The organism is Ruegeria sp. O6 (assembly GCF_056535045.1).
In genome coordinates, this window is sequence record NZ_JBQERM010000010.1 from 109,676 (window position 1) to 134,108 (window position 24,433).

Consider the following 24,433-nt stretch of genomic DNA (forward strand, 5'->3'; position numbering starts at 1 on the left):
GTCATCCTTTTGGCGGTTGGTTGGCGCAGCGGCCAACCAGAATTCTGTTTCTTGGCAACCTCGGACCCACCTTCAGTGGGCCACCCCGGCGGCCACGCTTTCGTCGATGAAGCGGCCTTCCTTGAAGCGGTCCAGCGAGAAGGCCTCGGTCAAAGGTGAATGACCTGTGGCCATCAGCTGCGCCATGCCCCAGCCCGAGCCCGGGATTGCCTTAAAGCCGCCGGTGCCCCAGCCCCCATTGATAAAGCAGCCCTGCAGCGGAGTTTTCGACAGGATAGGCGAGCGGTCACCGGTCATGTCCACAATCCCACCCCACTGGCGCAGCATCTTCAGGCGCGAGATCATCGGGAAGGTTTCGACCAAGGCGCGGACGGTTTCCTCGATATGATGGAAGCTGCCACGTTGGGTGAAGTTGTTGAACCCGTCGGTACCACCACCGATCACCATCTCACCCTTGTCAGACTGCGACATGTAGCCGTGAACGGTGTTGGCCATCACGACCACGTCCATGCAGGGTTTGATGGGTTCGGATACCAGTGCCTGCAATGCGACGGCCTCCAGCGGGAGACGGAAACCAGCCATCTCGGCCAGTTGACCGGAGTGGCCCGCAACGACGATACCCAGCTTGTCACAATCGATGGCACCCTTGGTGGTGTCTACACCGACGACACGGCCATCCTGCGATCGGACACCCGTGACCTCGCATTGTTGGATGATATCCATACCCATCGCTGAACAGGCGCGCGCATAGCCCCACGCGACGGCATCATGACGGGCGGTACCACCGCGTTCCTGCCAGAGCCCACCCAGAACCGGATAACGGGGGCCGTCCAGATTGATAATAGGTACCAGTTCCTTGACACGTTCAGGCCCGATCCATTCAGTCTTCACACCTTGAAGGGCGTTTGCATGGGCCGTGCGCTGATAGCCGCGAATTTCATGCTGGGTCTGCGCCAGCATGATCACACCACGCGGGCTGAACATGATGTTGTAGTTCAGATCCTGGCTCAGGTCCTCATAAAGGCCGCGTGCTTTCTCGTAGATCGCAGCCGAAGGATCCTGCAGGTAGTTTGAGCGGATGATCGTTGTGTTTCGACCCGTGTTACCACCACCCAGCCAGCCTTTTTCGATCACCGCGACATTCTGAATGCCGTAGTTCTTGCCAAGGTAATACGCGGTCGCAAGACCATGCCCGCCAGCACCGATGATGATGACGTCATAACGTTTCTTTGGCTCGGGCGAACGCCAGGCGCGTTCCCATCCGGTGTGATAGCGCAGGGCCTCCCGCGCGACAGCAAAGGCTGAGTAGTGTTTCATAAGCGAATCCATCCGGTTCGGTGATTGCGCGCAGATATGCCGCGCGGCGACAGTTTAACCGCGCCGCGCAACGCCGCAATATCGCACTATTGCGACATGTCGTTCATTCGCGGCCATTTGTCCCTTTTGTCGGACGCCCCACAGGTCTAAGTCAGGGCAGTATCTTCGGAGGGGCCATGACGTTCTGGGTTCTGATTTTTCTTGTCGCGCTTCTGATTGCGGCATTTCTGAGCTTCACATTGCTGCGCAAACGCCGCGGGGATGAGCCTGCGGCGGCGTACGATCTGCGGGTGTATCGCGAACAGCTGACCGGTGTGGACCGGGATCTGGCGCGCGGCGTGATTGGTGAGGCAGATGCGGAACGGGTCCGCACCGAAATCTCCCGACGAATTCTTGCCGCTGACGAACAGATGAAAAAGGGTGGCTCGGGTGCCGGACCATCACGGACCGTCTCGATTGTGACAATCCCGGTTGTCATGCTGATCATCATCGGGGGCGCGATGGCGATGTATCATCGTATTGGTGCCGTCGGGTTGCCCGACATGCCCCTGACCACGCGGCTGGAACTGGCCGAGGAGGTGCGCGCCAATCGTCCGTCCCAGAGCGCCGCAGAAGAGCTGGCGACCCCACCTCAAGCGGCGCAGCTTGACGAAAATTACGCGTCTCTTCTCAAGCAGTTGCGAGAGACCGTTGCGGCCCGCCCGGATGATTTGCAAGGGCAAATGCTTTTGGCGCAGCATGAGACCAATTCGGGGAACTTCAAGGATGGATATACCGCGCAACAAAGGGTGATCGAACTGTCAGGCGACGCAGCCACAGCCGAGCACTACGCGGATTTTGCCGAGATGATGATCCTGGCTGCGGGCGGATATGTGTCGCCCGAAGCTGAAAAGGCCCTTGCCGAAGCATTGAATCGCGATCCCCATCACGGCCCGGCCCGATATTATTGGGGGCAAATGCTGGTTCAGACAGGTCGACCGGACCTTGCCTACCGCATTTGGGTCGAAACGCTGAGGGAAGCCCCGGCAGGCGCGCCGTGGGCGGGGGCGATCCGGGATCAGATTGATGAGTTGGCCTTTCGGGCAGGGGTTTTCAATCCACCGGACCTGAGCGCGCCGTCTGGTCCAAGTCGCGAAGACATGGCTGCAGCAGCGGAAATGAGCCCGGAGGAACGGCAACAGATGATTCAGGGAATGGTGGATCAGTTATCCGACCGCCTGGCGACGGAAGGCGGCGCGCCCGAAGAATGGGCTCGTCTGATCGCCGCTCTGGGTGTTCTGGGCCAGGGCCAACGGGCCATGGATATCCACAATGAGGCGCTGGAGGTGTTTGCCGGAAACACCGAGGCGTTGCAGATCATTGATGCCGCAGCCCTGCAAGCCGGGATTGCGCAATGATCCACGACGTTTTCGAAGACTTCGCCAATGCGCTTCCCCCGATGCAAGCGCTGATAGGGCTGGATCTGGGTGAAAAGACCATCGGCGTCGCGGTTTCCGACCGAATGCGGGGCGTGGCCAGCCCGTTGGAGACCGTAAGGCGCAAGAAATTCACACTCGATTCCGCCCGGTTGATCGAAATTGCTACGGATCGCGATATTGGCGGCATTCTGTTGGGTCTTCCCAAAAACATGGACGGCACAGAGGGTCCGCGCTGCCAGTCTACGCGGGCATTTGCGCGAAACCTGTCCCGTCTGACGGATTTGCCAATCGGATTCTGGGATGAACGGCTGAGTACGGTTGCGGCAGAAAAAGCACTGCTTGAGGCGGATACGTCACGAAAACGTCGCGGACAGGTTATTGATCACGTTGCAGCAGGTTATATCTTGCAGGGAGCACTGGACAGGCTGCGCTTTTTGTAACAGGTCGGAGACCGATCGATGACGAATATGGTTTGGAAGCGCAATGAGGTCGAAAGCCCTTGTGTCCAGATTTGTGTTGTCCATCCGGCCGAGCGTATCTGCACCGGATGTTACCGCACGATTGACGAGATTTCTCGCTGGTCCAGGATGAACAGCAGCGAACGCGCTGAAATCATGAACGACCTGCCGTCTCGTAAACCGCGGCTCAGCAAGCGGCGCGGCGGGCGTGCCGCTCGCATGAATGGCTCCTGACCGATCAGTGAATACGTTTTGATGACATTTCTGGCGGCTGTGTGACCCGTCTCGGGATAGGTGTGTTCGGCGCGGTGCCACGCAGTTCTTTCTGAAACAGAAGCGCAATCTCGGATTGGCTGGTTTTGGGCCGCCGATCATCATTGCGCGCGCATTCCGATTGCAGCACGTCAGCCGCACGTTTGGTCTTTCTGGTATTAGTGAGTCTTCCGATCAAAGTCTTAAGTGGCATTAGGGACGTCCCGTTTCCAGTAACCGTGCCACTGCGGGTCGAGTTCGAGCTCCGAGGGGGTCTAGCTCTTGAACATTGAGGTTCAACGTGAGTGGTAACCCGCAGCGACAGGGTGTGGCTAAAGGTATTTCCCGTCACAAGTAGGGGGAAAACACGCGGCCTTTGATCGTTTTTGACGCCTCAATCAAGAAAAACTCTCAAAAGCACATAATTTCCTAACGTCACTTTTCGACCCGACTTTGCCGAGACTGGGAAAGCTGGGGCCGAAGCTGCGGGAAACCCGCCGTCAGCAGTCGAATCATGCCTGACATCGCACGACCGGATTTGAGGCTGCATCACGAACCTTGACCGATTGGGTATTGCCTGCTCAGGCGTTTCACAGTCGAGGGTTTTATCCGGCGGCAAGCCAAGCCCTGGCGTTGTCGTATTCTTCAGACGGGAAAAACTGAGTCCGGGTTCCTAACACATGGCTGGCGACCTTCTGCGCCATGCGCTGCCAGCTTTTGTCCCCAACGATGGCAGCTCGGTCCAGTTGTCCGATATGTCGGCTGGCCAACCGGAAATGCGCCGCAAGCGCTGACAGCCCTTGCCAGCCATCAAATTCCCTGAGGTCTATCAGCAGGCGAAAGCCTGGCCGGTCCTGCAAAAGCGAATCCAAATCACGTTCTGCCTGTTTGTACCTTTCAGGGTCCAGCTTTCCCAAAAGGCTGATCTGAACACATGGGCCGCTCAGGTCAGTCACGTGGATCGATCCCAGGGACTCACGCATCCAGCGTCGGGCCGCCTCAAGCTCGGTCAGATCGAACACCTGAACCGGACAGGGCAGAATGGGGGCCGCCAGACGAACGCTTGTCTGCACCCAGCCCTGATCCGCCACAACAGCGATCCGGTCGAACCCGCGCCAATGGCTTAACCCCAGCTTGGTGTCAGACCAGGCCGCGCCCAGATCGTACCCCTGAAATTCCGGTTGTATTATCGCCAGTAACCTAACCGTGTCATGTTCGGTTAGCGCAGCCTCGATCGCGGGTACCAGAGTATTGGCGTAATCGGCGCTGGTCACTTGCCCCGACAACTCGACTTCTATGAGTGCACCGTCAGAATTCGTATGAACCGTCATCATCGGTCAAAACCTCCAAAGCCAAATAATGACAGGACGTTAGGCGGATTCGATCCATTCGGCTACTCCACCGGAGCATTCGGGGCGGAAATAGGCGATCATTCGACCATCCTGCCCCGCCGTCGCCCCTGCGGCCCAGGGAGCAACCCCGTGCAGGCAATGGCGGTGCAGCAGATAGGCCTCTCCCGGCTTTGCAGGCAACTCGATCCTTGGGCAGGTCGCAAACACCTCGCGACGGGCGGATTGGTAGATGTCCGTTATGTCAACGTCGTGCAGGACCTCAGGCGGCATCCCTTCAAGCGCCTGCCTGAACGCGGACCGCAGAATGTGATGACTGCCGTCCCACACCACCATCGGAGACGCGTCTGCGCTGGCCTCGGTCAGTGGAATGCCCAGAATCCAGGCATGAGGTTCATCAACCCGGCGGCGGCGATCCGGTCCTGTCGGGCGCAAACCGTCCACATGGGCCGCATCCCTGTTTCGACGGTACCGGGTGGCCGCTTCATTCTCGCCCCGGCGCGGGCGCGGATAACCCGGATAAACAACCGAAACCTGCCCCTTGTGCAGCGGTAAATCTTCAAAGTGCTTGTCGATGAACGCCATGGCCTTTCCGGTCAGAGGCCCGGACTGCCCGACCCTGCCCTTCGTGTCATTGGGCAGTGCGTCGACACCGATGAACCACGTCCCTTCACAATCCAACCATTCCGCATGGGCCGGGTCCGTTGTAGACGTCTGTGCGGCAGGCAAGGCGTGGTCCACCCATTCGGCCAGCACCGGATCATACGGGAATTTCACCCAGCCCCGGGCCGAAAAATCGCTCATAAGCCCACGGCCTTGCGCAGCATATTCAGCGCGACCAGCGTCAGGAACACGGCGAAGACACGTTTCAACGGTTTTGGGTCCATTGCATGGGCCAGCTTTACCCCCCATGGCGCGGTGATCATTGTCATTGCGACAACGATCCCGAAGGCCACAAGATTTACCGCGCCAATGGTCAACGGGGGGCGATGCTCGGGCGCGATATCCACAAACAAGAACCCAATGACCGAGGGCACGGCGATGATCACCCCAAACCCGGCCGCGGTCGCGACCGCGCGGTGGATAGGGGTGTTATAGAGGCTCATCAGCGGCACACCGAAACTGCCGCCGCCGATGCCCATCAGAACGGAAAGAAACCCGACCAGAGGGGACAGGACGGCCCGTTTGATACCGCCGGGCATTGCGTCTCCCAACCGCCATTCTGCGCGACCCAACCCAAGATAGGCACCGATCACCATGCCCAGAATTCCGAACAGTGCCTGCAAAGCCTCGGTCCGCAGCGCCGATGCGACCAGCACTCCGACAATTGCGCCGACGACAATACCCGGCCCCCAACCGCGCAGGATATCCCAATCCACCGCACCCTTCTTGTTGTGAGCAAGAACTGACCGCATCGACGTTACAATGATCGTGGCCAGCGACGTCGCCAGACAGAGCTGCATCAATTGCGGACCACCATAGCCAAGCGTTTGAAACGCATAGAAGAACGCGGGGACCAGAACGATACCGCCGCCCACTCCCAACAGCCCGGCAAGCACACCGGCCAGCGCGCCGATCACAAGCAAAAGGCCCATCATCTGGGCCAGCAACACTGTCTCGGGCATCGTCCCCCCCTTGCCGTTTAAACCTCGACCATCGGCGCAATATGGTCCAGGGCCTGTAGCATGACTTCTGGCCCGGCCCCTTCATGCACGGCCCCTTCGGACAAGGCGCGCCGCCATGCCCGCGCACCGGGGCGCCCCGCGAAGAGACCCAGCATATGCCGCGTGATCTGGTGCAAACGCCCGCCATTGGCAAGGTGCCTTTCAATATAGGGCACCATTTCTTGAACAACCGTCAGCGGATCGCGAACGGTTCCAACGCCAAAGATGCGCCGGTCGGCATCTGCCAGGATATCACCGGGCTGATGATAGGCCGCCCGACCAATCATGACACCGTCAAGACCCGCGTCCAGATGTGCTGCTGCTTCATCCAAGCTGGCGATACCACCATTGATCGATATATGCAGATCCGCAAACGCGGCTTTCATCCGATGCACAAGGTCATAATCAAGCGGTGGAACATCGCGGTTTTCCTTAGGGCTCAGCCCCTGCAACCACGCCTTGCGCGCATGGATCGTTACTCTTTGACAGCCCGCCGCACTGATCTGCTCAAGAAACGCAGGCAGAACTTCTTCGGGCTCTTGGTCATCCACACCGATGCGGCATTTGACCGTGACATCTACATTCGCCGCTTCGCGCATTGCTGCGACGCATTCTGCAACCCGTGCCGGATCTTTCATCAGAACCGCCCCGAAAGTACCAGACTGCACCCTGTCCGACGGGCACCCACAGTTCAGATTGATCTCATCATATCCTGCATCAGCACCCAAACGCGCCGCTTGCGCCAGCTCCTCCGGATCGGACCCACCCAACTGCAAAGCCACGGGATGTTCCTGCGGTGAATGATCCAACAGATGCAGCGCCCCACCCCGAACAAGCGCCGGTGCGGTTACCATCTCGGTATACAGCAGGGTTTCCGAGCTAAGCAGCCGATGAAAATACCGACAGTGGCGGTCGGTCCAATCCATCATAGGCGCGACCGATAAGCGGGACGCATTGAGAACATTATATTTTATATTTTTATCAGCCATTTACCGCTCATCTATCCGCCCCATTACTGTCTCATATGTTGTAATTCTCGTCCATTTTGGGCAAGGTTTACAACAAATGTTGTAACTTTGGCCAAATGTTGTAACCCCATGGGTACCATTATCAAGCGAAAGCGCAAAGACGGCTCTGCCGCCTGGCTTGCCCAAATCGCAGTTCGGCGGGCTGGAAAAACTGTCTGGCGCGAGAACCGGACCTTCGAACTGCGCTCGACCGCCGCGGCCTGGATCGAGAAGCGCGAGAAGGACCTCACCAAGCCCGGCGCACTCGAAAACCTGCCCATCGGAGAGACCCGCGGCCGCGAAGTGACCCTAAGCGACGCAATCGACAAATATGTCGAAGACAGTGCGAAGGCAATCGGTCGGACCAAGGCGCAGGTTCTCAAGAGCATCAAGGAGTTCGACATCGCGGACAAGCCTTGCGCCCAGATCGACAGCGCCGACATCGTGGCCTTCGCTCAGGAGAAGCTAAAGTCGGGTGTCTCACCGCAAACCGTGGCCAACTACCTCTCCCATCTTAGCGCGGTCTTCACGGTGGCCGGTCCGGCCTGGAACTATCCGCTGGACGAACGCGCGATGCGTAATGCGATGATCGTCGCCAAGAAGCTAGGGCTGACGCAGAAGAGCCGCCACCGCGACCGGCGACCTACGCTGGACGAACTCGACCAGTTGATGGCGCATTTCCTCGACCGCTCGATCCGCCGCCCCTCCTCCGTCCCGATGCATCGCGTTATCGCCTTTGCGATCTTCTCGACCCGGCGGCAGGAAGAGATCACCCGGATCACGTGGGCGGACCTCGACAAGGACGGCAAACGGGTCCTAGTACGCGACATGAAGAACCCCGGAGACAAGATTGGCAACGACGTCTGGTGCGACCTGCCCGATCCGGCGCTGGCGATCATCGAAGCGATGCCCAAACACACGAGCCAGATCTTCCCCTACTCCACCGATGCGATCAGCGCTGCGTTCACTCGGGCAACGCAGTTTCTCGGGATCGAGGATCTGCGCTTCCATGACCTGCGGCACGAAGGCGTCTCACGCCTGTTCGAGATCGGATACAACGTCCCACACGCGGCTGCCGTTTCAGGTCATCGGTCCTGGACGTCTCTGAAGCGCTATACCCATCTGCGCCAGACCGGAGACAAATTCGAGGCTTGGTCATGGATCGCGGAAGTCACCACACCAGACCCAAGACAACGCATGAGACGACCGGCGCGGCCTCTTTCCGCGGCCCGGGTTAGAACTAAACCTATTCGACGCTCCGGCTGAACCCCAAAATCATTTAGTTCATCTGCTCTGAACCCAAATTAGTCTCATAAAGAGCTGGCGCACTGCCTAGCCTGGAGATGCGTCGCCAGAAGTGACCAAGAAGTTGGCAACTTGCTATGGGAAAACACAGATGTCGACTGCGCTGGAGCAGTTCGCAGGGGTCGAAATTATCGTTGGTTGTAGGGGCTTGCAAACTCACGATTTCTGCGATTGGTCGAGAGCGTGGTGCCGCGGGTTGCGGCGTAGAATTGGAAGGCGTGGCGTGCAAAGTGCCATCGGCGTCTATCCAGACTTGGCGCCCGAAAAGTGCGAAAGTCATCCCGTGCACATGGGCCGCACATGCGAGCTGCCCAACCGCCTCGCATCACTACTGCTTCGGTCCGATCCTTCACCGAAACGAAAAACTAGTCCATCGCAAGCACACAGATCACAAAGCCCCTTGGCCGCCAAGGACTTCGGCACCACAAACTGGGCCCAAACACTGTCTCTGGCATATTCGAAGTCGGCTACAGCATGCCGAATGCTGCTGTCTTGAGTGCCAACCCTGACCCTCGACAAACTGGTATGCTTAGCTTCGCAGGCAGCAACAATCGACCAGTGGGACCGCACTCCTCCCGTTTCTGATGTGGCAGATTTCAAAGGAGCAACCAACAAGCTCCTTCGAGCTTCATCACCTTTGTGCTAAGGTCGTAGCGTTCCCAGATGATAGACATCTGAGTTTGACTACTAGACCACGCGTAATTTCCTGGGTTGCGAATACCTAATGACTTTTGAACGACATTTAATTGCGCTGATCCAAGCAACGACTATTTGTTCCAGATGTCTTGTATTGGGCAAACCATGGGCCTTCTTTATGCCCGTTGGAAAAGCAGGCGCGACAAAGTGTTCGCGAGAACTTACTAGCCTAGGCGCGGCAATATGAATAACATTTTGCCGAACATCGAGAAATCTGAAACGCAAAAACAAAACGATTTCGTGCCGCCCCTCAAGGCTTTCGTCTGCTACGCCAGAGAAGACCTCGACGTTGTCCTACACACGCTTCGTGAGCTTGTCAGAAAAGATATTGAGTTCCTGCAAGATCTGAACGACATCCTTCCGTCGGAGCCGTGGGCGGAACGTGTGCGGTCGTTGATATCACAGAGCGACTTGTTGCTCTACTTCGCGTCGTCTTCATCAGTGACGTCAGATGCTTGTGAGGAGGAGCTTGAATATGCTGCCTCACTAGGCAAGCGCATTTTTCCGATCGCATTAGAACGCAATTTGGACGACCAAATGCCGGAGATCGTAGGCGGTATACAGTGGTTTTTTGCAGACGGAGATGGTGCGCTTGATATCGACGCATTGCACACTGCCATTGTAACCAACGCGGATTGGATACGCGAGCACACCCGCTATCTTGTTGCCGCACAAGACTGGCTAGCCTCGGGTCGAAGAGCGCGGCGATTGTTGCGGGGTCGCGACGTCGATAGCGCGAAAAAGTGGGTCACTAAGCAACCCCCAAAAGCACCAGAGGTACTCCCGCTTCACGCGCAGTTCATACGCGCGAGTCGAAACATGCGCCGGATCATTCGCACTTCGATGGTGAGCGTCACTGCGTTGGGCATTGCTGGGGCGTTTGTGCTCTACCAAATTTCTTTAGATAATCGTCGCAGTTATTCTGATATCCTGGCAAGGGATGCCGCGACAATGCTTGATAACGGCATGGCGCCTGTGGAAATTGTTCGTACCGCGATCGCTTCCTGGCTTCTCGACCCCGACAAGTTCACCGAAGGCATGCCGCGGAGCCAATCGGTCGAGGTCATGGCGGAAGCATTCTCCCATCAACGGTTGCGTTCAATCCTAGAGGCCTCCCAACTGCCGAACGGGCTTGGCGAATATGTCTTCAATACACGCCTGACCCCCGGTGGCCGTTATGCTGTTATTCAATGGCAAGATCAGCCAACGACCGCTCCGACACTACCAACGACACACGAAGACAATCAGGGTAACTTTGAGGATCTGGTTGTAGTGTCGCCCGAACTTTTCACAGACGAGGACGACATCATTTGGCAAGCTAGGATTGTAGACTTGGGCAATGAATTGACCATGCCTGAGGCACCCACGGTCACGGATCCTATAGCCGGGTTTGAAGAAGCCGACGGTTTTTCGGGTCCGGTGGTCATGTCGGGCGACGGCTCCGCACTAGTCTGGCCTATGAAAGACGGGAAATTGTTCGTCTATCGTCCCGCAAATGGCGAAGCAACGTACCTAGCGGCCGCTGAGAGCAGATCTGGCACCATCACGGCGCTCGATCATCGTGGTCAACGCGTTATTGCTCAAACCGAAGATGGACCTGTTATCCGCGATCTGGTCGGAGGTGTTGACACTGCGATCCGCCCCTCGACTCCAAAAGAGGGCAAAATTGTGTTTGTGTCGCCGACTGTCTTTTCACCTGATGGACGATTTCTGGCGGGGACAGTGGACTATGACATAGGTGGCCCTGCAGGATCCAGGGTCTGCATCTTCAACGCATCCACCGGTGTGGAAGTGATCTGCAGCCTGCTCGATCCTTCTTTCACGGGCAGTACACCGTTTTATAACGCAACCATCGGGCCCATGGTCTTTTCACCCGATAGCACTCAACTAGCTTACACTGATAGGGAAGACTTGCTGAGGATCTTCGACGTTGAAAGCGGGACAATTGACGTCATTAGCACCACCGCTGGCGGATGGATCATGGATCTGACCTACTCCCCAAACAGTCGTTACATAGCGATTTCCTCACAAAACAACAACATAGTTGGTGGTTTAGATCATTCACTAGTGATCTTTGACACAGTTGGCCGCGCGTTCTACCGAAGTGGCCGAGTTGGAGGAATCGGCGGCATCGAAATATCGGACGAAGGGCGTGTGCTCACGGCAGAAGGTGGCGGCGGTATTGTAAGCCGCTGGGATGTAGGCTTCGGGGCGATGCGCGAAGAACTCGACCTTTCGGGACGCCGAGATACAGGTTTGTCTGTGATTTCCGGAGGCTATTCATCTCAGTTAAACGAGACGTATGTTTTGCATGGTGATCGCGCAACATTCGACATTGATTCCTGGGATCTTTTTGGTCCGGGACACGAAAGGCTGTTTGTTGTGTATGATTTGCCGGGCGGCAGAGAGTTACGACGATTGCCGGTACAACAATCTGATTTGCTTGAAGCTGTGGTTTCTGACGAGCAGGATTTGGTCGCGGTCATCCTTCGGGATGCTGACCGGGTGCATCTCTACCGTTATTCGTCCTTCGAAGCACTGAACGAGATCGTCGACATACCGCCTCGCCCGACGGATGTGCACATCGCGCGCCGGGCAGAGGTCATCGCAGTCGGCAACCGCGATGGTGAGATCATGGTCATCGACGCGGACAGACGGTTAGAATATAGCGTCGAGGGTGAAGTGCAGCGAGTTGTCCTGTCTCCCGACGCCCGCTACCTCGCTGCACTCTTTAGTCAAGATGACGATAGTACGTCCAAATCAGTGCGGGTATGGGATGTCGAAAGACCAGATGAACCCATACTAAGTCTGTTTGGTGTTTTCGCGCTATCACGCTCTGCCTTCGCCGCCGAGTTGCCGCGATTTGCCGTTGCGGTGAGCCAGGGCGCGGCGGTTTATGATCTGCGTAGTGGTCTGCTTTACAGCCGCCTTTCAAGTGGGCGGGGCCTCAGCATCCTTGAAGCCGGCATTTCCAACTCTGGTTTTCATGTGGCAACACGCGAAGACACTGGCCCCGTTCTGCTTCACGATGTCGAAACCGAAGAGCCTGTCTTCGTTGTGGGAGGGCATGGGTTCGGGACCGGTAGCATTGAGTTCGACAGTCTCGGTCTAACGTTAACGACGATAGCTTCATCATACGACGTACTTCGGCATTGGAACGTCGGCCTAAGTGATTACAATCTGTTTCGGCATGCGTGCCGTTCCCTTCCTGAGCGCCATCGCAAAGCCACATTGGACATGGTGGAAGTCCGACTGACAGCTGGCGTTTTTTCGCCTCCCAAAGTCGATTGCGAATCTCTTGAGCTACCAGGGCCTCGGAGATGAGGCCGGATAAGGAATCTCAACCAAAATCGCCTTCGGATAAATCCAACCACAGGTGCATTTCAAGGTGACAGATTACTTAAGCGCAATGCGCAGAAACAAGCTAGTTCTGACGCTGTTGCGGAATTATCCAATGCACGAGGTTAGATGCAAATGGGTGGTCACGGTGCTTGCTCAGCCATATCTCCATGTCTTCCGAAATTTTGAGTGGTTCTGTCGCAATAAGCCATTCTAGCCACATTTCAGGGATCCGAAGTGCAATTCCACTAGATCGGAGAATCTTGTAAAACTCCGCATCTTCGGCGCTCGCCAAACTGCCGAGATTTGGCTCCGTGAACTGAACCACCAGCCGCGACTCTTCCTCTGAACTAAGCCGGGCAAGACTGCCGCCAATTATTGTCAATCGGGACATGCGCTCAGCTTCCTCAACCGAACTCGGAAGAATGCCTCCGAGAACTCGCTGCCCACTCACGCCTATTGCGGCAATCCGCCTTCCATCGGGGCTGATAGAGAGTTCTAGAAGCGGTCCGATACCCATCTCCTTGACCAACAGCTGTTCGAAAGAGGAAACATCAACATATCTGAGCGAACCATTCCGATCTGCGATAATCAATAGCCGTCCAGAGGGATCGACTGCCATGTCCTGCGGCTTGAACTCGGTATCTACGGAACCCTGGACTTCTTTCCATCCATCGCGGATTTCCCATCGATGCAGCTGAGAAGTAGTCGCCGCAAACAACGTCCTTCCGTCCGGTGAAAACGACAGCTGTGCTGGCGAGTTTGCATACCGGCGATCCGCGTCGGCGCGCCAAATTTCTTGTCCAGCCAGATCAAGGACTATGATGGTCCGGAAGTCGTCACTTATGGCAATCATTCCATTTGAGCTTGAAACAGCCATGTCAAATATCGATTGCTCTTCTATGCTGACAATCAACTCCAGTGAATTCGAACTTACATTCCAACACCACACATGGGAGCCGCGCTGCTCTTCGGGCGCGCCGACAGTTGCGATCAATGAAGCAATCACCGTTTCGTCGTCAAAGAATTCCAAAGGTCCGAATGCTCGGATCGGTGCCAGGGATATTTCTCTTCTTTGAACAACTTCACCAGTTGTAAGGTCGACGAGGACAACCTCCGGATTAACCAGCGAAGCTCCGTCCATATTCACCTTAGCGCTCAGAAACGCAGCCCGTTGGCCGCTTGGAGACAAGGAAACTGAGCCGACGAGGGTTGAGCCAGGCCGGTGATCAAATTGAACGGAAACGTAATCACCCTCTCGGCCGAAACTGTCATCGACCCTCAGCGCCCTGATTGAATCCCCCTCTCGTTGACTCTCCGCGACTGCGTCCCAAACATTGACCGCCGCGGGTATGGATATTGGTGACTGCCCTTCTTTAACGAATCTCACAGGGTTCTCGACTCTTGCCGACAGGATTGCGCCGGAAGAGTCGAAGCCCACCGTCCACCAAGGCCTCTGCCATGTCGGATCTGGCTCCTCAGGTGCACGAAGCCGCCACACTCGCACAATTCCGAAAAGCCATGCACCCGGGTCATCAACACCCCCTCGATTGAGCGGAACGGCCTCGCTCGTGGCCAGCCACACTCCATCCCGCGACAATGAGATGTCCATCACACCGGCACGTAAACCCTCATGCCCGACACTCAGTTCTTGAGCAGTCTGCGTTGAGCCAACGCCCATCACAGTGGCAACCGCATCCCATCCGCCAGTCGCAAGTCGACGGCCGTCTGGTGTCAGCGCGACACTCGTAACTGCTTGCTCATGAGGCATGGCCAAGACCATCGGATCTGCACCCGAGGTGAAATCCCAGCGGTGAACGGAGCCGTCGAAAGAGCCAAATACAAGGTCTGGGCCCGACTCTAGGAACACAAGATCAAACGGGTTGTAGGGAAAGGTGCCCTCTGGCCTTGGGACAAGCCACCGATCGACCAGCTGACGGTCTGCGACACGCCAAACCGTGATCGCACCTTGGATGGTTGACGCAGCGACAAAGTCGCCCATTGATGACGCAGCTAAAGAAACTGGACCATGTGGTCCCCCACGGCTATCTCCATTGTCAAGCTTTAGCCAAGCTTGGGCTTCGTAATCCAGCAGCCAGACACCGTCGTCTGCACCTGCGAGAAGCACAGCAGAGTTCTGGCTTCTCGCGACGGAGAGCCAAGCTGCGCCGCTTGGAGGCGAGCCCAGGTCAACAGTATCACCTGAAGGCGAAATCCTCTCGAGACGGCTTGCGATTTCGCTAAGACCAGATCTGTTCCACGCGGCATTCGCCGGTTTTCGCAGAACAACTAGAAGATCTCCGCTTGGTTCGAAGGCCAAATCGACAACGGGAATGCCATCAGATTGTCGGACTGTGACTTGCGTCATTTGCAGCGGATCATAGAGGACAACTTCGCCATCGAAGCCGCCCAAGGCGAGCTTTCCTTCCGACGAAAACGCCGTCCTCCAAGCCTGGAATTCCACGGTATGATCGAAAACTGCGAGTGGTTCCTCGAGCGACAAAGCAGCCGCCTGAGCGCGTGTCGTCCAGGCAAGTTTCTGAGCCTCCGCTAGCAATCGAATCGAGCCAAGGTAATCTCCGTCTCTCGCAGCGTTAGCAGCGGTGATGGTGTGCGCCTCCGATCCGCTGAGACTTGCCTCGGCTTGCGCGAAAATCGCTTCAAAGCTTGACCGCGTTGCTTCGACTTTCCAAATCATTGCGAAAAAAAGTATGAACGTCGCAACGATCGCGGAAGCAGACAGTGCAACCAGCCGATTCATCGCCGTCCGCTGTGCTTCTCGCCGCAGGGTGGCCATTTCGTCTGGCTCGATGTCCCTCAGCGTTGCGATCAGAGGCAAAAGCTCGCTCTCAATGCGCAGGCGTTTCGGTGGCCACCACCGCCACCAGCTTGTGAGTTCCTGAATGTCGATCCGCTCGATACGAGGCAACTCTTTATCCAGCCCGCCCGGTAAGGGCGCATCAAAATTTGCATCCAGCGTCGCAGCGACGATCTGATCACGACGTGGATTGCCATCATTTCGAAAGACGAGAAGCTCCCGAACCACCCAGTTGGGTGTACCGTCCTGAGCGGCCTTTGCTGCGTCTTTTGAGTTCACGACCAGGAAGAACCGTGATTGTCCGAGAGCCGGTACAATCTCTTGGAGGAAGTCGCTTTTTGCTCGAACATTGATCTCGTCGAGATATACCTCGAGGTTTCGTTTTCTTTCTTCCGTCTGAAGAGATCTGGGCAGCCGGTATCTCTTCAGCCATTTCCTTAGAGCGGACGCGTGAGAAGCCGCATCAGACCGCTTGTAGCTTATAAAGAGATCGTACCCTGGATCAGCCACAAAAGTGTCCGCGGGGACAAGATTTCCCTCGATCCCTTGGGGCGATAGGTCACCACTTCGTTCGATATCGCTCATGCCTTCTCCTGGTCTCATCTCGGCGTGTTCGGCCTGCCCTGACCAGCCAAGGTTCGTCATAATGAAGAACAGTAGGACTGCGTTTCGAAGTGTGGATAAACGCCAATCACAAATTTGAACCTTAGCTTTGAAACTGTAGCATCAATTCGCATCGCCCAGGCAACCCTCGTAGGCTTTGACATGGATTCGCATCGGGGAACGATCCCAAACCCAGAAGGTAAAGGAACCATCTTTCTGTCGTCCAATTTGTTGGAGAATGAAGGTATTCTTGATGCACGCTATCCACTGCGGGAGGCGATGCTCGACTTTGCCCCAAGCCTATCAGCGCCTTTGGTGACATGGGAGGCGTTGAATGAGCGATTTCAGAAAGACGAAGACATCCTGACGCTGTGCCGTCAGGCCATCGAAACCTGTAGCTTGTTCGTGCTTCTGCTCGGCAAGCGCCACGGCAGCGGCGTGAGGCTCGATCAAGGTACCTCTTCGGCGAGCTATCTTGAGATGGAGATTTTCACTGCTGCGATCCTCAAGAAACCGATACTCGTTTTGCACGAAGCCGGTGTCGAGCCGAACGCGCTGCTCCGTGATCTTCTGACGCTCTTCAAAGATCGGTTTTCGTCGGTTGCATACCGAAGCGGCAGTGTAGTGGACCTATGCGAAAGTTTGGCTGAGGCCGCCAAGGTCCTGGGAGAAGCGGGCGACCTGAGGCGGGCTGGATCACTACGTGGCGTGCCCGACTTCCTTGCCGCCACGCGATTGCAGAACGACCTTGTTCGCGAAATGCGCGATCCGCGTCTTAGATTTCTCAATGGCTCGTCCGTCCCGAAAACACCTGGGGCTAGCGCTATAGATATTGAGCGAACACTTGCAGCAATCGATGCGAGAAGCACCGGCGACGGCGAAGGCTTGGTTCCCGTCACACAAGGAGCTATGCTGTTTAGGGTATGGGCCGCCATGCGAGACCTGGCAGCATCTGATAATTTCATTGCGAGCAAACCAGAACGACCAGAAGCTTGGGATACCCTTTTAACGCACTGGCAGAAGGCCGCCTCTTGGTTCGGGCTTCACGGTTGCATCTATCTCAGTCCTTTGGCTGTCATTAACACACGACAGGCTCTTTGGGAGCAAAACTCAGAGAAATTCGGCAATCTGGAAGAACTGACAACCAGTCGCGCAAGTGCATACTACTCATTGGCTCAGAGAATGCATACGAGAGCACAAACAAGACGTGGTTTCCAACAGTCACGGGCTCTTGCAACACGCGCCTACGACCAGCTTGGCAACGCCGCGGTGGGCAGCTTGATGATCCGTTGTCACGCCAACATTCGGTTGGCCGGTCTCGGATCTCCGCTGCTCATTTCCGATGCCCTTGCCGATGCACGCAAGGCGCTAGAAATCTACGATATGGGCGTTGGTGATCTGACCGGACGCGGCGAAGCACTGGTAAGTCTTGGCTTCTGCAAGGCCATCACGGGCCGCCTTCGCACAGGAAAGGCCGATATGCGCCATGGTCTACGCTTGCTTTCGCAAAATCCGACACCTAACGGTCGATCATTTTATGCAAAAGGCGGGAAAATGGTTGCACGAGCCGGCCGACTGCTCTTGGACACACGTCTTCGAATAGATGGCGAGGAAGCCCAGATCGCTGCGGCGACCGCCGTTGGCGCGTTTGATCAACTTAGAAGAGGTTGATCAATAATTACAACGCGAAGGATATCCTCTCCTGTGCGAAAGCGGCTCTGCCCGATCCAACAATCGAAAGCTAATCCGGAGGTTTGAACGAATCAACGGATCCAATATTTGAATCGCCAAACGAGATGGCAGCTAAATGGGGAGCTTGGGCGGCGTGTAAGGATAGGGCCATTTTATTCTCAAACCGCTTGAAGACCATTGGCGCAGCCATCTTGTAATGTCGCTTTCGCCCCCCTGCGTTGCTCGAGCCAGTTGCAAGTAATCTCCATGATCCGCTTGGCGTGTCATCGGATGAAACCAGCTACCGCAATCCTTCGACTGAATCCGTTGATCACGGACCCGACCGAACTCATATGGAACCCAACATGATTTCTGGCTATTCTTAGTGTGAATCGCAATGAGATGCGAACTGTTCAACAATGCCATTTCAATAATGGCAGCAATCAACACCGGATACACCGCGCTGTTTCTAGGTATCGTTTTGTTTGCATGAGTCAGGGTTGGATCGTGCACGTCCAGCCAGTAGCCAATCCCCTCCTGACAAGCCAGCCAAGCCGCACGCTCCGCGTAGGCCACGTCCTTGCTTTGGTGTGAAATGAAAATCGTCGGCGCTACTTGCTGTGCGGAACTCGGTTGAGTGAACATCGATAGTGCCTGTGTAGCTCTTAGGCGCTGCTCCTCGCTGTAGTCGGAAGCATCTCTTTGATAGTCATCCAGATTGTCGAGATACGCTATGCTCTCTTTCCAAGCCGAGAACCCGATAGCGTCCTCGGAATATCTTTCGTCAATCTCGGAACTCGCAAATTTCCAATGAAAGCTCATTGTCTTAACCCACTTTTCTTTAGTCAGAGATGCTAGCCAATACTATTTGAGAGATGGCGCTCCGTTATCGTCCTACCATGCAGGGAGCCAGAACGCGAAAGCCTCAAATTGTCCAGGCTCCAGTCCCATCGTATTTTGACTTCTCGGAATGAACAGAAATATGAATATGCTTCGTGTGAGGATTACTTCCGCTATAATTCCTCCACTTCCATGGTTTTTTCGTCGAACTCAAAATCCGACGATTCCAGATAATGTACTTGAGCCTTGGATCTTGGGTCGACTGCAATGCCTTTGCTAGTTTCTCTGCATCAAACCCGTTGTCTGGGTCGTGCGTAATATCGATCGCAGTTACGACGCCATGCGACCCATCCACCACCCATGGGTTGTGGTCAGATGCCCGTGTTGCATGGGCAGCGTCGCCAATTGAACCGTCGCTCTTTTTGCTTCGGTTCGGCGCTTGCTTGTTCACTTGGTCACGCAGCTGCAAAAGGCTCTCCGCCACTCGCCATGGACGCAGCGCTTCTGTTTCGTATTCCGGAAACGATAAACGGGCGTCGTCGTCGGGATCGAGGTGAGCGTCCTCACTCAAGTCGATTTCTTTCTCGCGATCCGTTTGGTCACTCACCTCAAAAGCGGCCTCGGTTGTGAAGGTCCCAGTGGCGTCCTCAGACGTGTCCTGGTAGCCAAGAACCGTTGGCGACAAAAGCGGCACACTTTCGATACTAAAGACTCGCTTCTGAATCGCCTCGAAGGCGTCCATGAAACTGCCAAAGTTTTCGACATTCAGGTCGGCGGGTGCCGGCATGATGTCACCGATTGGGCCGCGGAACCCCATCACATAGATACCAATCCGCGTCTCCGCCAATCCCAACTGGGCTGCAGCGGCGAGATTAGGCACCGATAGTTCGGTTTGTGCGTCGAAGCTCGTTGTGGCGACAGCGAGGCGGACGGCCACACCCGTTTCGACCACCCGTCCGTCGTCCGTTTGATCAAGGCGGTACTGCTTGGCCTCTTGCGTAACGCCAGCCCTTACCGACTTACCACTGCCACTAAACAGCTTTCCGAGAAAGCCAAGTTTTGCATCAGCCGTGAACCGGTATTTGTGGGTAAGTACATCCCAACGATCAAGGACGGGGGCTCCGCCGCCCACTCCAGCTAGTGCAGTTTCCGTCACTTCGTAATGTGAAGAAGACATCACGAGAACGTCAGGTGGCAGCTCAGATGGTGAGTATGGATCTATTAATCTCACGGTATTTCCCCCCTTTGGACTTTCCTAGCAAGCAAATAATTGAAATGATCTGTCGTCAGTAAGGCATCAGTGATCTTGCCCGTCACTTCGTTGCCTGAGCGCGCGGCGCATTGATTCGATCCAAAGACCCTCGTTCGCTGCATGAGTGTTGCGCGAACCGTCAAGCTTTTGCACATAGCGCCCGCCCGCGTGATGGATCCCGATGATGCGCCAACTCTGATCGTAAACAGGGCTCCCTGAACTTCCAGGTTCAGTGGGCGCGCGGTACTGAATTCGGCAGGGTACAATGCTGTTCGGCGACTCGTAGACTTCGCGCTCATAGGCAATCAATTCGTTGTCTTGAAACGAAACGCTGATCTCTCGACCGCTTGGATGACCAATAATATAGACCCTCTTTTTGTCCCCTGAGAGCTCCGGCAACTCGTGGTAGATGCGTTCTGAAATTTGTTCGCTCGGCACCGCCGGATCGAGACGAAGCACGGCAACATCGTGCTCGTCGGGATGCGATTCCCAAATCAACTTCTTGTCCACATTGTAGCTGTACGGTCCAAGACCTTCTTGGTGGATCAGTTCGAACCTTACTGTTGCTTCCGCCGGTTTAGCAGCGTCAGGATAGCCAGTCCCACTCACAACGTGTGCGTTGGTCAGTACAACAATCTCATCTCCAAGTTTTGGATCCAGCTCTTTCCCAACTACGGCAAACCCTGTGCCGTGGGGCGCGCCGTCTTTGAATATGATCGCGACGGACTTGGCGGCGCGCAATCCTTCCTGGAGCCAACTGTAAGTTCTCGTGCCTACGTCGCCCAAGACGGCCTGATGCTGTTGTTTAGTGACGGACGCAAGGCGTTCGAGAGCTTTAGGCGATACGGTAAAGCCGCCTCCTGCCTCCATCCCGAGCTTGCCAATCATCGGAGCGAGGATCTTCTCGCCCCAATCGTGCTTGTCCGCATCCCAAAGTTGCTGCAATTGGCGGGCCGACCCTGCGAGCGCAAATGCCGAGTCCTCGCGTTTGGTGTATGCACCATACCACTTCAGAGCTTCGTCATGGTTACCGGCACCCAGATGTGCTTCGCCCAATATGGCGTAGTCCCAATTTTCAAGCTCGTAACAGGATCGGCTTGTGAGGTCTTCGACGATACTCAGTGCAGCCGCTCGGGCTCCTTCATGATCGGCCGTCGTCAGCAGGTGCTGCCCTTTCCCCTGGCGTTCATCCCAATTTCCAACGGCAACCATGTTAATTCCCTGGTAGGTGAACTTTGCTCCATTCTGCATCCAAGCTTGGCTGTAATGACGGAAAGAATTCTGAATGGCGTTTTTTGCGATCTCAGGTCGCCGGTCCCGCGTCTGCATTGCCAGGTCCTTCCAGGCCCGGCCAAGCGCCCCCTTCAACTCTCCCCAATCGTCCTCTGCGAGGTTTTCATTGGCGACCTCGTTCTCCAACAGCCTGATGGCAGGTAGAAGTTCGCCGGCCTCGATCATGCCCTGAGCGAGGAAATGTACCACCAGTGCGTCTTCACTCCCATCAACCAAGAACGCGTTCGCAACGCGGCGCATTTGCTCGAAACGACGGTTTGAACGCAGACACTTTAAGGCCTTTCGTGCTAGCTCATCATCGATGGTTCCGGGTTCCTCAGGAAGTCGCGCGATCAAAACAGAACAAGCCTCATTCAAGCGCTCAAGATCGTCGTCTTTGGCTGCTTCGCAGACTAAACTGACAAGGTCCTCAAGCATAAGTCATCATCCTTTTTGGATCAGAATTGCGTAACCAAGTCTCGACTGGTATCGATCTTTGTCAGATCGTGGGCCATGTTTCGCGCAAGTGTGCGCCCGCCGAAATGGAGACCGCATGGACCGAACTGATCGCCAATTGAAACCACAACCGACCCAGAATTGCCGCCCATCGTGGTCGCATCGTGGCTGAATGCCCAGCCTCGCTTGTCCCCCTCCATCTCACCTGGACGGAATTTGATCTCCCCGGGACTCAGGTATTTCGTTCCAAAGTCTCGCTGATAGATTTCTCGGATCCTCCGCCAATACTCGAGCGCAGCACTTTGACCCTGCGGCGCTGCCGATTGTCCCGGTCGTGCGGGAAAACCGAAGACTGCAACTTCAGTAATGCCAGAGGTCGGCAGCCATTTTGTGCTAAAGGTATTGGGATGGCTAGAATGCCCATTTTCGGTTTCAATTTCCAGAATGGCCATATCGAGCTTTGATAGATCGACAAAACGTCCGATGCGGTCCCGACCGCTTGATATCACGCTCTTGATCCTGTAGCGCATTTTGTCGTCGGCTGCGTCTGCATCAAAGTTGATGGAGGCATTGGCGGTGAGCCGCATCTCGAATGTGCCGGACGCGATCGGAAACGGCTCAGCAAATGCATCGAGCACATGCCGGTTTGTTATTATCTGATTTGGGCCTGAGACGAATCCGGTGCCAACATGCTGCCACCCGCTGGCTGTATCGATATCGACCCTGCCGACTGTTCTGGATAGTTCACGGATATCGTCGAGCGAGTTCCACAAGCCTTCAGCAAATTTGCCAATGCCAGGGTGCTGTGTATCGAACGGCGTCTCTCCATTGCTCAGCCTCAGCGCGGGTCGACCCACCAATTCAACTAAGGCCTCAAGGCGCACATCTCGGTCATGGTCGACGCCCTCCAACGCCTGTGCCCCATTTCGTCCGATGTCGGCCAGCGTGCTTTCTATTCCAGCAAGAAACTCGCCCCTTGCACCGGAGCCTAAGGACTCCGATTGAATACCTTCATGATAGGCTAGAACGGCTTCGGCTTGGACAAGGACCTGGTTCGAGTTGCCTAGTGACTCAAGGAAGGCACCACTACGGGTCGAGATGCGGCCGATAACTTCTTCGGGCAGTTCGACAGGGGTTGCAGGTCCGGTTGCAACAAATGGTTGCCCGAGCGCTTCCGGGTGCCGTTCGCGAAGTAGCCTTTCGAATCCAGGCGACGGTCTTGGCATGTCCGCACCTTCCAGCAGAACCGAAGAACCACTCTTCCGAATGAGTTGATCGCTTGCGAGAAAGGTCGCTTCCGATTCAAATCTACCAAAAGATGACGTTCCGAAAACGAGCTCACTTGTCGCTTGCGACGTGACGGCCTCTGGTTCGGGTATCTTGTCCAGTGGCGTATTCAATAGATTATGGGCATCGACGATTCCGGCACCCATTTTATTCGTATTCCATTTCTCCGGGCGCCTTGCCGATGAGCGGATCGCAGCACGAAAAAGCTCCTGTACACTGGAATCGCGCTGTCTAGCCTCGGCGATAATTGCGTCGAGTCCACACCGTTCGATCCAGAGCGCCGCACAACCAGCCGTTAGGGCCACGGCGAAAGAAGTTCCCTGTCCTTCGGGATTGATATCCGACGTATCTGAAGACCCAGGCTTGCGCCGAGCCACCGTCACGTTCTCTCCGGGCGCAGAGACATCAACCTTCCTGCCGCGGCTTGATCCCTTCCAACGGGTTTCATGTTCATCAATGCCTGCAACGGCGATTACGTTTTCGTCCCAAGCCGGATAGACGATAAAGCCGACACAGTTCCCTGCCGCGGCTAGAACAATCATATCCGCGTCAACGGCCCTCCGGATTGCCCGCTTCAGAGCCAGTCCTTGGAGCCCGCCGCCCAAGCTCATTGTCACGATATTGCACCCTTGCTTTCGTGCATGATCAATCGCCTTGGCAACAGCGACACCTAATCCGATCACCACACCGTTGATGCAGCGGATAGGTACCAGTGTTGCACCGGGCGCGCTTCCGTTCACTGAACCGCCGCTTCGACTAATGACCAAACTGGATGTGCTAGTCCCATGACCGGGCGAGGACATGCTCGCAGAGAGAGGATCGGTCGGGTCGGTAGAGTTGTCCACGAAGTTAAACCCGCGTGCCTTGTCGACCCCTTCTTTGAGCTCCTCATGCTCCGCAACACCTGTATCCGGTTGGCCAATCAGGACGCCATGCCCTGTTACGGAAAATTCACTTTCCGCTTTGTCAGCCTGGATCATCCTCCTTGCCCAATCGGGATCACTTGGCGGCGGTGCATCCGAACGGCAAGCGGCCCAGACTATGCCACCGACGGCCTCAGGTTGATCCGATACAGTCTCGATCTCGATCCACCCGGGTCCCACCTCGGGAACGGCCGACACAAGGTCAAGCTCCGAGGCCAATTCATCCGCAACCTTGAATAAGAATCCCGGCGATTGACGGATTTGAATGCCTTGAAATTGAAGGATAAGCAGGTCCGGATCATCTTCTTCAGAATAGGCGAAAAGATCGAAACCGCTTCCCTCTAGGAGTTGTTCCAAGCGCTGACGCTCAGTATCAAGCTCTGGTCTGTTGGCGTACTCCAGTGTAAAACTCAAAATGTCAGGTGGAAGCGATTGTTGACCTGTTTGTACCGCCACGCGTGCCGCATCTTTTAGAAAGTCGAGCATGAAAAAACCTCGTACATATA

General features: G+C 55.8%; 16 protein-coding genes. 6 read left to right on the forward strand and 10 right to left on the reverse strand.

The window, feature by feature from the left end; all coding sequences use genetic code 11:
- Nucleotides 1-72: 72 nt before the first annotated feature.
- Nucleotides 73-1,317, reverse strand: a complete 1,245-nt coding sequence (locus ACR0DY_RS13945) for a sarcosine oxidase subunit beta family protein (RefSeq protein ID WP_480480295.1) — start codon at nucleotides 1,315-1,317, stop codon at nucleotides 73-75.
- A gap of 176 nt (nucleotides 1,318-1,493) precedes the next feature.
- Here ACR0DY_RS13945 and ccmI point away from each other — a divergent pair, with 176 nt between their 5' ends.
- Genes ccmI through ACR0DY_RS13960 form a run of 3 tightly spaced genes read left to right on the forward strand, consistent with a single transcriptional unit; the run spans nucleotide 1,494 to nucleotide 3,427 of the window.
- Nucleotides 1,494-2,714 (forward strand): c-type cytochrome biogenesis protein CcmI, encoded by a 1,221-nt coding sequence (gene ccmI, locus ACR0DY_RS13950; RefSeq protein ID WP_480898500.1) that lies wholly within the window; start codon nucleotides 1,494-1,496, stop codon nucleotides 2,712-2,714.
- Nucleotides 2,711-3,175, forward strand: a complete 465-nt coding sequence (gene ruvX, locus ACR0DY_RS13955; RefSeq protein WP_480517551.1) for a Holliday junction resolvase RuvX — start codon at nucleotides 2,711-2,713, stop codon at nucleotides 3,173-3,175. Before ccmI ends, ruvX begins: the two co-directional genes overlap by 4 nt.
- A gap of 18 nt (nucleotides 3,176-3,193) precedes the next feature.
- A complete protein-coding gene (locus ACR0DY_RS13960) occupies nucleotides 3,194-3,427 on the forward strand; it encodes a DUF1289 domain-containing protein (protein WP_480898503.1) in 234 nt (77 codons plus the stop codon).
- Between the two features lie 623 nt (nucleotides 3,428-4,050).
- Here ACR0DY_RS13960 and ACR0DY_RS13965 read toward each other — a convergent pair.
- The 4 genes from ACR0DY_RS13965 to dusA are packed head-to-tail and all read right to left on the reverse strand — an operon-like array spanning nucleotide 4,051 to nucleotide 7,447.
- Complete coding sequence (locus ACR0DY_RS13965) at nucleotides 4,051-4,779, reverse strand: SpoIIAA family protein (RefSeq protein ID WP_480485222.1); 729 nt, start codon at nucleotides 4,777-4,779, stop codon at nucleotides 4,051-4,053.
- Nucleotides 4,780-4,815: 36 nt separating this feature from the next.
- Nucleotides 4,816-5,598 (reverse strand): hypothetical protein, encoded by a 783-nt coding sequence (locus ACR0DY_RS13970; protein WP_480545361.1) that lies wholly within the window; start codon nucleotides 5,596-5,598, stop codon nucleotides 4,816-4,818.
- Nucleotides 5,595-6,419, reverse strand: coding sequence for a sulfite exporter TauE/SafE family protein (locus ACR0DY_RS13975; RefSeq protein WP_480545360.1), 825 nt, complete (start codon nucleotides 6,417-6,419; stop codon nucleotides 5,595-5,597). The genes ACR0DY_RS13970 and ACR0DY_RS13975 overlap by 4 nt, the downstream gene beginning before the upstream one ends.
- A gap of 17 nt (nucleotides 6,420-6,436) precedes the next feature.
- Nucleotides 6,437-7,447 (reverse strand): tRNA dihydrouridine(20/20a) synthase DusA, encoded by a 1,011-nt coding sequence (gene dusA, locus ACR0DY_RS13980; RefSeq protein ID WP_480545358.1) that lies wholly within the window; start codon nucleotides 7,445-7,447, stop codon nucleotides 6,437-6,439.
- A 108-nt stretch (nucleotides 7,448-7,555) separates the two neighbouring features.
- Between dusA and ACR0DY_RS13985 the strand changes: the two genes are divergently transcribed.
- Nucleotides 7,556-8,731 (forward strand): tyrosine-type recombinase/integrase, encoded by a 1,176-nt coding sequence (locus tag ACR0DY_RS13985; RefSeq protein WP_480480283.1) that lies wholly within the window; start codon nucleotides 7,556-7,558, stop codon nucleotides 8,729-8,731.
- 918 nt (nucleotides 8,732-9,649) lie between these two features.
- Entirely contained in the window at nucleotides 9,650-12,790 is a 3,141-nt protein-coding gene (locus ACR0DY_RS13990; protein ID WP_480545356.1) for a toll/interleukin-1 receptor domain-containing protein, read from the forward strand.
- Between the two features lie 100 nt (nucleotides 12,791-12,890).
- On the opposite strand, the gene ACR0DY_RS13995 is transcribed toward ACR0DY_RS13990, so the two are convergent.
- Entirely contained in the window at nucleotides 12,891-16,208 is a 3,318-nt protein-coding gene (locus ACR0DY_RS13995; protein ID WP_480898506.1) for a hypothetical protein, read from the reverse strand.
- Nucleotides 16,209-16,388: 180 nt separating this feature from the next.
- On the opposite strand from ACR0DY_RS13995, the gene ACR0DY_RS14000 reads away from it, so the two are divergent.
- Complete coding sequence (locus tag ACR0DY_RS14000) at nucleotides 16,389-17,897, forward strand: DUF4062 domain-containing protein (protein ID WP_480480277.1); 1,509 nt, start codon at nucleotides 16,389-16,391, stop codon at nucleotides 17,895-17,897.
- A 132-nt stretch (nucleotides 17,898-18,029) separates the two neighbouring features.
- On the opposite strand, the gene ACR0DY_RS14005 is transcribed toward ACR0DY_RS14000, so the two are convergent.
- The 4 genes from ACR0DY_RS14005 to ACR0DY_RS14020 form a co-directional block, all read right to left on the reverse strand.
- Complete coding sequence (locus ACR0DY_RS14005) at nucleotides 18,030-18,719, reverse strand: toll/interleukin-1 receptor domain-containing protein (RefSeq protein ID WP_480480275.1); 690 nt, start codon at nucleotides 18,717-18,719, stop codon at nucleotides 18,030-18,032.
- 103 nt (nucleotides 18,720-18,822) lie between these two features.
- Complete coding sequence (locus tag ACR0DY_RS14010; RefSeq protein ID WP_480480273.1) at nucleotides 18,823-19,914, reverse strand: hypothetical protein; 1,092 nt, start codon at nucleotides 19,912-19,914, stop codon at nucleotides 18,823-18,825.
- A gap of 120 nt (nucleotides 19,915-20,034) precedes the next feature.
- Nucleotides 20,035-21,699 carry a trypsin-like peptidase domain-containing protein gene (locus tag ACR0DY_RS14015; protein WP_480480271.1) on the reverse strand — a complete coding sequence of 555 codons (1,665 nt, stop codon included), beginning with the start codon at nucleotides 21,697-21,699 and terminating at the stop codon, nucleotides 20,035-20,037.
- 20 nt (nucleotides 21,700-21,719) lie between these two features.
- Nucleotides 21,720-24,413: a S8 family serine peptidase gene (locus tag ACR0DY_RS14020; protein WP_480514488.1), complete on the reverse strand. Its 2,694-nt coding sequence runs from the start codon at nucleotides 24,411-24,413 to the stop codon at nucleotides 21,720-21,722.
- Nucleotides 24,414-24,433: the final 20 nt, after the last annotated feature.

What these genes read in the sequence shown, in the direction of transcription:
- ACR0DY_RS13990 (WP_480545356.1), top strand. Translation starts at nt 9,650, where the DNA reads ATGAATAACATTTTGCCGAACATCGAGAAATCTGAAACGCAAAAACAA.
- dusA (WP_480545358.1), bottom strand. Translation starts at nt 7,447, where the DNA reads ATGGCTGATAAAAATATAAAATATAATGTTCTCAATGCGTCCCGCTTA.
- ccmI (WP_480898500.1), top strand. Translation starts at nt 1,494, where the DNA reads ATGACGTTCTGGGTTCTGATTTTTCTTGTCGCGCTTCTGATTGCGGCA.
- ACR0DY_RS13945 (WP_480480295.1), bottom strand. Translation starts at nt 1,317, where the DNA reads ATGAAACACTACTCAGCCTTTGCTGTCGCGCGGGAGGCCCTGCGCTAT.
- ACR0DY_RS13985 (WP_480480283.1), top strand. Translation starts at nt 7,556, where the DNA reads ATGGGTACCATTATCAAGCGAAAGCGCAAAGACGGCTCTGCCGCCTGG.
- ACR0DY_RS14000 (WP_480480277.1), top strand. Translation starts at nt 16,389, where the DNA reads ATGGATTCGCATCGGGGAACGATCCCAAACCCAGAAGGTAAAGGAACC.
- ACR0DY_RS13960 (WP_480898503.1), top strand. Translation starts at nt 3,194, where the DNA reads ATGACGAATATGGTTTGGAAGCGCAATGAGGTCGAAAGCCCTTGTGTC.
- ruvX (WP_480517551.1), top strand. Translation starts at nt 2,711, where the DNA reads ATGATCCACGACGTTTTCGAAGACTTCGCCAATGCGCTTCCCCCGATG.
- ACR0DY_RS14005 (WP_480480275.1), bottom strand. Translation starts at nt 18,719, where the DNA reads ATGAGCTTTCATTGGAAATTTGCGAGTTCCGAGATTGACGAAAGATAT.
- ACR0DY_RS13965 (WP_480485222.1), bottom strand. Translation starts at nt 4,779, where the DNA reads ATGATGACGGTTCATACGAATTCTGACGGTGCACTCATAGAAGTCGAG.
- ACR0DY_RS13995 (WP_480898506.1), bottom strand. Translation starts at nt 16,208, where the DNA reads ATGAGCGATATCGAACGAAGTGGTGACCTATCGCCCCAAGGGATCGAG.
- ACR0DY_RS14020 (WP_480514488.1), bottom strand. Translation starts at nt 24,413, where the DNA reads ATGCTCGACTTTCTAAAAGATGCGGCACGCGTGGCGGTACAAACAGGT.
- ACR0DY_RS13975 (WP_480545360.1), bottom strand. Translation starts at nt 6,419, where the DNA reads ATGCCCGAGACAGTGTTGCTGGCCCAGATGATGGGCCTTTTGCTTGTG.
- ACR0DY_RS14010 (WP_480480273.1), bottom strand. Translation starts at nt 19,914, where the DNA reads ATGTCTTCTTCACATTACGAAGTGACGGAAACTGCACTAGCTGGAGTG.
- ACR0DY_RS13970 (WP_480545361.1), bottom strand. Translation starts at nt 5,598, where the DNA reads ATGAGCGATTTTTCGGCCCGGGGCTGGGTGAAATTCCCGTATGATCCG.
- ACR0DY_RS14015 (WP_480480271.1), bottom strand. Translation starts at nt 21,699, where the DNA reads ATGCTTGAGGACCTTGTCAGTTTAGTCTGCGAAGCAGCCAAAGACGAC.